General features: G+C 46.7%; 7 protein-coding genes. All 7 read right to left on the bottom strand.

Features of this window, described 5'->3' with window-relative positions; all coding sequences use genetic code 11:
- Positions 1 to 273: a hypothetical protein gene (locus HMPREF1144_RS21150; RefSeq protein ID WP_007372231.1), complete on the bottom strand. Its 273-nt coding sequence runs from the start codon at positions 271 to 273 to the stop codon at positions 1 to 3.
- Complete coding sequence (gene traC / locus HMPREF1144_RS21155; protein WP_007372230.1) at positions 270 to 2,756, bottom strand: type IV secretion system protein TraC; 2,487 nt, start codon at positions 2,754 to 2,756, stop codon at positions 270 to 272. Before traC ends, HMPREF1144_RS21150 begins: the two co-directional genes overlap by 4 nt.
- Positions 2,757 to 2,783: 27 nt before the next feature.
- Complete coding sequence (locus HMPREF1144_RS21160; RefSeq protein ID WP_007372229.1) at positions 2,784 to 3,548, bottom strand: DsbC family protein; 765 nt, start codon at positions 3,546 to 3,548, stop codon at positions 2,784 to 2,786.
- A 180-nt stretch (positions 3,549 to 3,728) separates the two neighbouring features.
- Positions 3,729 to 5,327 carry a YadA-like family protein gene (locus HMPREF1144_RS21165; protein WP_007372228.1) on the bottom strand — a complete coding sequence of 533 codons (1,599 nt, stop codon included), beginning with the start codon at positions 5,325 to 5,327 and terminating at the stop codon, positions 3,729 to 3,731.
- A 93-nt stretch (positions 5,328 to 5,420) separates the two neighbouring features.
- Positions 5,421 to 5,987, bottom strand: coding sequence for a type IV conjugative transfer system lipoprotein TraV (gene traV / locus HMPREF1144_RS21170; RefSeq protein ID WP_016241587.1), 567 nt, complete (start codon positions 5,985 to 5,987; stop codon positions 5,421 to 5,423).
- A complete protein-coding gene (locus HMPREF1144_RS21175) occupies positions 5,984 to 7,381 on the bottom strand; it encodes a TraB/VirB10 family protein (RefSeq protein WP_007372227.1) in 1,398 nt (465 codons plus the stop codon). Before HMPREF1144_RS21175 ends, traV begins: the two co-directional genes overlap by 4 nt.
- A gap of 4 nt (positions 7,382 to 7,385) precedes the next feature.
- Positions 7,386 to 8,335, bottom strand: a 950-nt coding sequence (locus HMPREF1144_RS21180) for a type-F conjugative transfer system secretin TraK (RefSeq protein ID WP_042928188.1), incomplete at its 5' end; no start/stop codon positions are given.

Raw genomic sequence — 8,335 nt, forward strand, 5'->3', positions numbered from 1 at the left:
CTATTGCTGAGTGTTGATGGTCTGGGGGATCTTGAGCCCCGTAGGGTAGCTATAAAGGGCTGAGGCATTGAGCACAAGATACCCCGCCTCTGACAGTTTCTCAGCGCGGGCTAATACCAGCCTTGACTGGGCTTCACCTAACGGTTGACCTTTATCGTCCATAAAGTTGATGACTGCAACATAGTCATAGGGCGAGGCTGGTGGGAATAACCGCCCAAAAAGGGCGGCTCCGATGAAACCAAAAAGCAGCGCAATTGCAGCGGTTTTAATCATGCGGCTAACCCCCGCTCAACCAGAATTTCGTTGATAGCCTCTTCGGTATTGATCCCCCGGGACTTTCTGTCTTTGATCGCGGCAACGTCTTTCGGGTCAGTCGAATAGAGAAGTAAGCTGAATGGGTCAACCACAAGTCTGCAAATACCCTGGCCCGCTTTAGAAATGACAAAGATTTCTGAGTAGACACCTTTCGTGGAACGAACGGTTTTAAGGAACCGGTAACCAGCCTCGTCCAGCGCCAGACGTTTATTTGCTTCAGCTTCGTTCACTGCGGATTCACTTTGCCCCAGCAAGAGCATAAAGGCTGAGTTATCTGCGATCGATTTCCCGATACTATCTTTGTAAATATCGTTGATAGACTGGGTGATGGTAATTGCAGCTCCGTTATATTTACGGAACCGGCGATAACCTTTCTCGATGAACGCCCCGATATTTCCTGATAACAATGCCCAGGCCTCATCGATAATGACCAGCTTCATCTGGCTACGGTCGCCCATGAACATGTCCTGCTGGATTTGATAAATCAGCTGAAGGAGGACAACCTGTTTAAGGTGTTCTGAACTTTCCAGTCGGGAAAGTTCAAGTACAGTGAACGGATTTTTGAAGTCGATATTGTTCTTACCAACAAAGTACTTCCCGTACTGGCCCGCACTCGTGAACGGATAGAGCTGATGGCCAATACGTTTAATGTCTTTATCTTCATCTTTCAGCAGTGAATCAGCAACCATATCAACGGTGGTCAGCTTCTTGTGTACACGGACAAGATCAGCTACATGTTGTTTAAGTCGAGACTCTTCGAATGAATTCAGACCTTCTTTAGGAGCTGCCATCACCGATAACAATCCGATGATCAGATCTTCTTCACCGCCACTGGAGTCATCATCTTCAGACTCACCGAAATAGTCTTCGATCAGTTCGAAGAAGTTAAGACATGGCCTGGTTTTGGGATTGAAGTCGAGATAATCGCCCTGGTAGGTCTCACAGATATTTTTGTACGAGTCACCTACATCAATACACCAGACTTTAGCCCCGAGGCTTCTGTAGGCGGTGATAATGTAGTTTGTCAGGAATGACTTACCCGACCCCGACTCAGCTGCGATACAGGCGTTATAGTTAGTATCAGAATCAAACAAGTCCAGTGATTGGATCTGGCCAGAGCGCGATGTCAGCATTAAGGCGGGTTTGTCTGTACCTTGCCAATCTGCATAGAGAGGTGAAAGTACCATCGCTTCACTGAGTGCCATTGTTCGATATCGGCCAATGGACTTTTCTGCTGATGCTTCGTTAAACATTGGCAGAGCTGACAGGAAAATTGGCGCAACATAGTAGGTATCTGGGATCATCTTAAACTGATAGGTGTTCAGATAACTTGCAGCTTCCTGAGCAGCGCGTAACACGCCATCTTTTGAGTTAGAGAAGATTGATACCGTAAATTTGGCTTTGCAAATTGGGTCGTTGTTATCAACTTTTTCGCTAAGAAGATCGAAGCCCTCACGCAAGTTTATGAGTGATGGAACCCACTTAATTAATGGGCCACTGGTTTGCTGAACAACCCAGTTACGTTTCGAGGTGAATTTAGTTTTTTCACTTTGCTGATCAAAGAAAATCAGGCTCATTGAGATGATGCAGGATGATTTAATTCCAGTAACACCACTCATCATATCGCCGAGAAAGTATTGCGCTTGCCCGGGAAAGAATCTTTTCGGGAATTTTCGCGCACTCAATGTTTTCACAAACGTTGTCGGTGTAGGTGCTTCTCCACGAAGCTCGGAATCTGTCGGATCACCAAAACCGCAATAGTCTTTCTTAATGAAAAACATGCGATCGTGGTCGACTAACTGTTCTGAAATGTACTTGTCTTCTTGTGGCTGTACCGGCGTCCGGTCTCTCCAGGAGGCGCTTTCACCCTGGTTGCAAATGGAGCTCAGAACATCGATGTAACTTTCACGCGTCAATGCACCGGGACACAAACCAGTGATGCTCAGCGTCGTTTCGAACACATTCCGCAGCTCGTTAACGTGATTGAATTCTTCTTCACGCATTTCATAGTTATATTTGATCGGAATTTTTACTGTAATGAGAAGCACACAATTTCGGACGCGAGTCCCGGTTCGCTTCATCGGCGTTTCGGTGCTTTTCAAAAGGAATTTAGAGCGGTTATAAATTGCGTTACGCAGGATTGCGTCCCGGCAATCCATACGCAATACGTCCATCCGGTTAATTTTCTGTACGATGTTTGGGCTTGCAACCAGGTCAAACTGAACGATAGTTTTGGCGGGGAAGTTGGAAGACAGCAACGTTTGAAGGTTAGTCATCTCCTTGCCGGTTGTCCCGCTTAAGGGACGACAAACAAATCCGAAACCAACATATTTGTTGTCGCACATAAACAAATGATTGGATTCGTCATATGCACGTACAGGACACAAGTCAGAAAAACGCTTCAGGTTTTTGAGTCGCTGAAAAATTAAAGATTCACTCATAATGCCTCCAGGATTCCCAAGAAAGTGTTACTTGTTCTCGATAAAGTTTTTGAGGCCTTGTTTTGGTGAGCCGAGTACGTAGGAGCCGTCATCACGCACAATGAAAGGGATCATGCTGACACCTAGTATCTGAGCCGTAACTTCACGTCGAGCCAGAGCCTGCATATCGCAGTTCTTTACCTGGTCGAATTTCTGAGTGGAATTTCCGCTGATAATTGCGCGGTCTGCGCGGTAGCGGTCGGATGCACAATACAATTCAATATTTCGCTGCTGGCTTGCCGGGCCCAGAGCTCCGAGCGACAGAACGCTAACGGTGAATTCTTTCGGGTCGAGGTCAGCAAGTGCTGAAAGTGGGGCTGCACAGGCTTCACAACCAGGTGCGGTAAATATCATGACCTTTTTAGGCCCATCGCCCCATACGGCTGGGCGCAAGTCCGCGATATTTAGGTTCAGCTCTTTCATCGGAATGATGCTGGCGTTCTTGGTTATTTCGCTCATGGTGGTCAGAGGCTTTTTAGCCCATGTGTCATAGAGCGTTCCCTGTATAACGAAGCGGCCATTAGAAGACAGCAAATTAACTTTCCCATCAATCTCTAGTGCGATGATGCCGTTAGTAGGGACGACAAAACGTTTTACTTCCTGCGAATTCTGAGGAATGTTCTTGAACGCTTTTTCATTGAAAATCGTATCGATATTCCCGGTGTTTGTTTTTACTGTATCGGCGAATACAGAAGCTGATGCAGAAAGTGCCACCAAAAGTGCCGCAGTCGCGACATGTTTGATAAAGTTCATAGTAACCGCTCCAAATGAGAGAGGTTTCATTTTCACATATTGATTTATTTTGCCGCAGGGAAAAGGGCTGCAAACTGTCCCCAAAAAAAGGAAGTGATGAAATGTTAATATCGGTTTTAATTACTCAATTAGTCCAAATAAAAAGCCACAAAAAAGTGGCTTTTTATTTATGCTTTATTATTACTGGAAGCCAACCGCAAATCCTGCACCAGCTCCAACACCACCGGCTGTATCAGCCGACATGCTAAAGCGGACGTTTACTTTTTCATTGATAGCGTAATTCGCTCCTCCCGAAATTGCCCCCTGGTCTCGGTACGCGCCCATCGCCATGCCAAAACCCGACACGTTATTGAGGAAGGGAATTGAAGCGATAGCAATTGCGCTTGCTGAGCCTGCTTTTGCTCTTTTATCATTACGGTCAACCGTCTTTTTAAGGTCAGAGAACTTCTGGTTTGTGTAGCTATTAGCTGAAGCCAAGGTCTGTCGGTCACCATCAATCCGTGACTGGCGCTCAGTATCGACAAGGAAATCAGTCCTTGAGTTGATGACAGATTCACGGGCATCCGTATGACTGTTTGCACTTACAAGAGTTTGAGCATCGCCAGCAACTCGGGATGCGCTTTCAGTTGCAATTAGACTGTCGGTACGAGCGTTGATCGACACTTCACGCTCGTCGGTATAAGTATTAGTATCCGTGGCAGTCTGGCTATTGTCGTTACTGCTACCAGACCCTGTACCACTTCCTGTCCCGCTGCCGTCCGTACCGTTATTGTTATTTCCGCCTGTAGTAGGTGGCGTTGTGTTAGAGCCAGAGCCAATGGATGAAAGGTACGAACTGATGGCACTATCAGTGTACGCCTGAAGTGAACTAACGGAATTCATGAGCTGACCATAGTTCACCGCATCATACCGGCTGGAACCATCAGCAACATTAGTCAGTGTTCTTTGTACCGTAGCTGAACCAAACGATACGGTATCAGCACTATTGGAGAATGAACCGTTCCCAATGGAAATACCTCCATTTGAAGCAGAAGCATAATTACCAATAACAATTGCGTTATCATCGGATACAGTATTGTAGTTGCCAAGCACGATCGATTCGTCGGAATCAATGGTATTAATTGTGCCGATTGTGATGTTGCCAAATTTAAAAACAGCAGAGGGGTCATTAATCGGTGCAGCTGTAATATTGTTTAAGGAACCGATAGTCAAAGCGTAGGAACCACCACTCACCGTATTGAATGTACCCATTATAGAACCAGCGTAATTAGTAGCAGTGTTTCTGGAACCAAGAATTGCTCCCATACCTACCATATCCAGTTCGTTATAAGAGCCTATTACTTGCAATGCACTTCCTGAAACGTTATTGCTATAACCCATAACGGCAAGGTTTTGTCCTAGAACTTTATTGTCACTCCCAACCAGATTCAAATCAAAAAGACCAGTGCCAGTATTATTATTCCCGTAAACATTGAAACTATTGGCGTAGTCATTCCAGAATTGGCTTGGGTCGTAACTAAATGATAAGTCATTATTGCTTCCGGTAATAATATAGTTTGTTAACGAAGTAATTGTGTTGTTATTCCCTGAAACACTTGAGTTGCCGAGTGGTGATTTACAGTTTGATGGGGTTGCACAGGGTGTTAGCCCTGAAATGTTATTGCCATCACCATTTACAGTAACTTCGTCAATTTGGGTGCTATCGATTGAGTTATCTGCCACGGCTACAGCACAATGAAGTGCCAGAACAATAGCAATATATAATGACTTTTGTTTCATGTGCTTACCTTTTCAGTGATGGGTATTAAAAAGACGACCAAGGAATACAGCACATGAAAAAAGTAGTACCGGTATACCGGTACTACTGGACAATTATTTAATGTAACTCCCTTTCTGAGGAGGTTGTGATGTCTCACCCTGGGATTGTGCTGGAGCAGCGGCAACCGGTGCAGACATTGGTCTGATAACAGCAGTTGATGTGGCACTATTTCTTGCACCGACTTCCCAACGACGCGGCTCAATCTCGGTATAGACGTAGCCAGGGACGTTAAGGTCTCCATCTGCGGTCTCATAGGGGTCAACCAGCACCCGCATGACGATAGATTGCGTTCGGATGGGTTGAGGATCAGCAGCAGTAGCAGGCACAGGGACGTATCGACCACCATCGGCAGTATTCCGTCCACCGTTCCCGGCTGTAGTGCGCAGCCGCTTAACCTCCACAGGCTTTCCCGAAAGTTGGTTTTCAGATGCGGTGTCAATCTGCTCCTGGTAATCATCTCCATCGGTCAGGGCATACACATCTCGGACATTCATACATGTGACCGAATTGGGCATTCCCTTGCATCCATATTCATCGTTCTGGCCCAGTAGTGAGCAACCCGACATCGCAAAACCGGCACTAACTAAAAACAATGCCGATACAATTTTCTTCGTCATCATTTCTTGCCCCCAACGGTTTGAGTTTTTGAAGTAACACGTGTGAATTTCAGCATGACCCCTTTTTGCACAATAAAATCAACACTACGGCCTGGATCAATTTCAATTACAGGGAAAAGGTCACCGGCCATTTGCATATAGAAATCGGCAAGACGATTCAATGCGCCACCTACGCCAGAAACTGCTGCGCCCTGGAGTGCGTCAGAGCTCATAACCTGCTGGTAAGGAGTAGCGTCACTACTATCTCCATCGCGTTTAATACTGATTGTCGGAATACTCTGTACGTTAAAGAGCTGAGATGCAGCCTGTAGGAAGCCAGCGGTCAGGGCTCGTGCCAGGTATTGCCCTTGTTTGGTAACCAGTCGACCACGAACACCTGATTTACCATCTTCACCAACAGCGTAGGCTACGAGTGGGGCTTCAAAAACTGCACCGTCATCCCGAATGCACGTTATGACTTCCGATCTGAAATAAGCTCTTTCGGAGGACAAATCACCGAACCCAGCTGCAAGCATTCCGCATTCACGTATATCTGCACGGAAACGGTTTGGGAGAATTGCATCCTTTTTCACCCTGGCCAGCGCCGGATAAGGGTCTTTTCGTGCATCACGAGATGTTGGTGCATCCATCCCCGCAATCAAAACAGTACTTATGATCGACGTTGCAGGAAGGTAGGTCTGGTTCTCGGGGTTATCATCTTCGTCAGCAACGGGTGCGGCTTCAATATCTTCCTGTACAGTGATGATTTCAGGAGTTGCCTGGCTTGGTACTGCTTTGCCATCCTTCCCTTTCTGCTGACGCTGGTTTGCTGCGGGTTCCGGTACGACAGGGGGGGCCGCATCTTCGTATACGCGCTGTAATGTTTTCCCGTTATTGAAACTTCCTGAGTTTCTTGGCGCAACTGAAGGGGCAGATATCTCTTCAGGTTTATACAGAGTAGGGACGTTACGTTGGCCGTTTCCAGCCAGTGGTGTCGCTCCGCGAGACTGTTGTGAGTAAGGCACAGGGTTAGAGACGGTATCAACGCGTTTCTTAATAGCTGCAACCTCAGCGCCTGATTTTTTCTGGTTGTTCTCCAGATTGCTAAGACGCTGAGCTGTCTGATCAGCACCATATTTCTCGGTTAACGTTTTAATCAGTTGACCTTGCTCTTTAATGGTCTTGTCGAGTGCGCGAATTCGCGCCGCAATAGCATTCTGGCTAACTCCATTGGTATCACCATCGGTAAGGACGCTGGCAATCACTTTTTCTTGTGGCGCTCGATTTCGGGGGCCAGCTGAGTCGGGTATAACCAAGAGCAAAAAAAGAACGGCGAAAGTAAATACGCCAGCCCATAAAACCCATTTTTTATGCTTTGCTGAAATTGAGGCCCATTTCTCTTTTAAGGGGATAAGCATGATTTTACTCCGCGAGTTTAGGGCGCATGGAATCGTTAGCTTGTTCGTTTGGCTGGATGTTGCGGATAACGAAGTAAGCTTCAGTTCGCTGGCCAGGCTGGAGAGTGCTGCGACTCCATAGTGCTCTTGCTGCAAGCTGAGGATGGGTGCAGAGTGATTCATCAACCATTACTGTTGATGAACCAGTGTTTTGTGCAACGCCGATGATGACACTGAATTGACTACCCTGAAGATACTGGCCATTTGCAAAGGAGTAGCGAATCTGATCCTGGTCAGTACCCGTGCGGAAATTACAGTTCGGGATACCAACTCCTGAAGAGAGATTTCCCAGAGAGTATCCGGGTGGAATGTCCCCAAGCGCGATGGTTCGCATTATGTTGCGAATCGTCTCGATGTAATTATCTTTCTGTTCCCATCGCCTGGCTTTGACTTCGCTTCCACCATAGTTGTTATATGCCGCAGGCATAACACCAGAAGTACTCGTGTTGTTCAGCTTTCGTGAAAGCATGAGAGTGGCTTGCACCGGTGCAATTTTCTGAGGTACTAACGACACGGAGATCGCTACACTTTCGTCACCTTTCTCACTGATATAGAGACTTGCCGGGTTACTGTCTGAGGTGGAAACGTAGAGAGCGTTATCTTTTACATTTACAGTTACACCCTCCTGTTTAACTTTCTGCACTACAGGGTGTTCAAACGGTGTAACAAGCCGGTTGATCTGGTTAATCGAAATCGGTACGAGGGTGTTCACGCCAGGCGCAACGATATATTCCAGCCGAGAAGGAATGACTTCTTTTGTGAGTGGAACGGGACTGGCAATTGCAGCAGGTACTGGTTGAATATTACGGCCATCAATAGCTGGTTCACTCCCGCCATTGATAGAGTTACTTGCTGGTGGTGTATAGTTGTCAGGATATGGGCGTGTTTCTGTGCTGAGCATTGCCTGAGTTGAGG

The sequence above is a fragment of the Klebsiella sp. OBRC7 genome (assembly GCF_000293135.1).
Lineage (GTDB): Bacteria > Pseudomonadota > Gammaproteobacteria > Enterobacterales > Enterobacteriaceae > Klebsiella > Klebsiella michiganensis.

Coding starts and splice junctions, on each gene's coding strand:
- HMPREF1144_RS21150 (WP_007372231.1), bottom strand. CDS start 273: ATGATTAAAACCGCTGCAATTGCGCTGCTTTTTGGTTTCATCGGAGCC.
- traC (WP_007372230.1), bottom strand. CDS start 2,756: ATGAGTGAATCTTTAATTTTTCAGCGACTCAAAAACCTGAAGCGTTTT.
- HMPREF1144_RS21160 (WP_007372229.1), bottom strand. CDS start 3,548: ATGAACTTTATCAAACATGTCGCGACTGCGGCACTTTTGGTGGCACTT.
- HMPREF1144_RS21165 (WP_007372228.1), bottom strand. CDS start 5,327: ATGAAACAAAAGTCATTATATATTGCTATTGTTCTGGCACTTCATTGT.
- traV (WP_016241587.1), bottom strand. CDS start 5,987: ATGATGACGAAGAAAATTGTATCGGCATTGTTTTTAGTTAGTGCCGGT.
- HMPREF1144_RS21175 (WP_007372227.1), bottom strand. CDS start 7,381: ATGCTTATCCCCTTAAAAGAGAAATGGGCCTCAATTTCAGCAAAGCAT.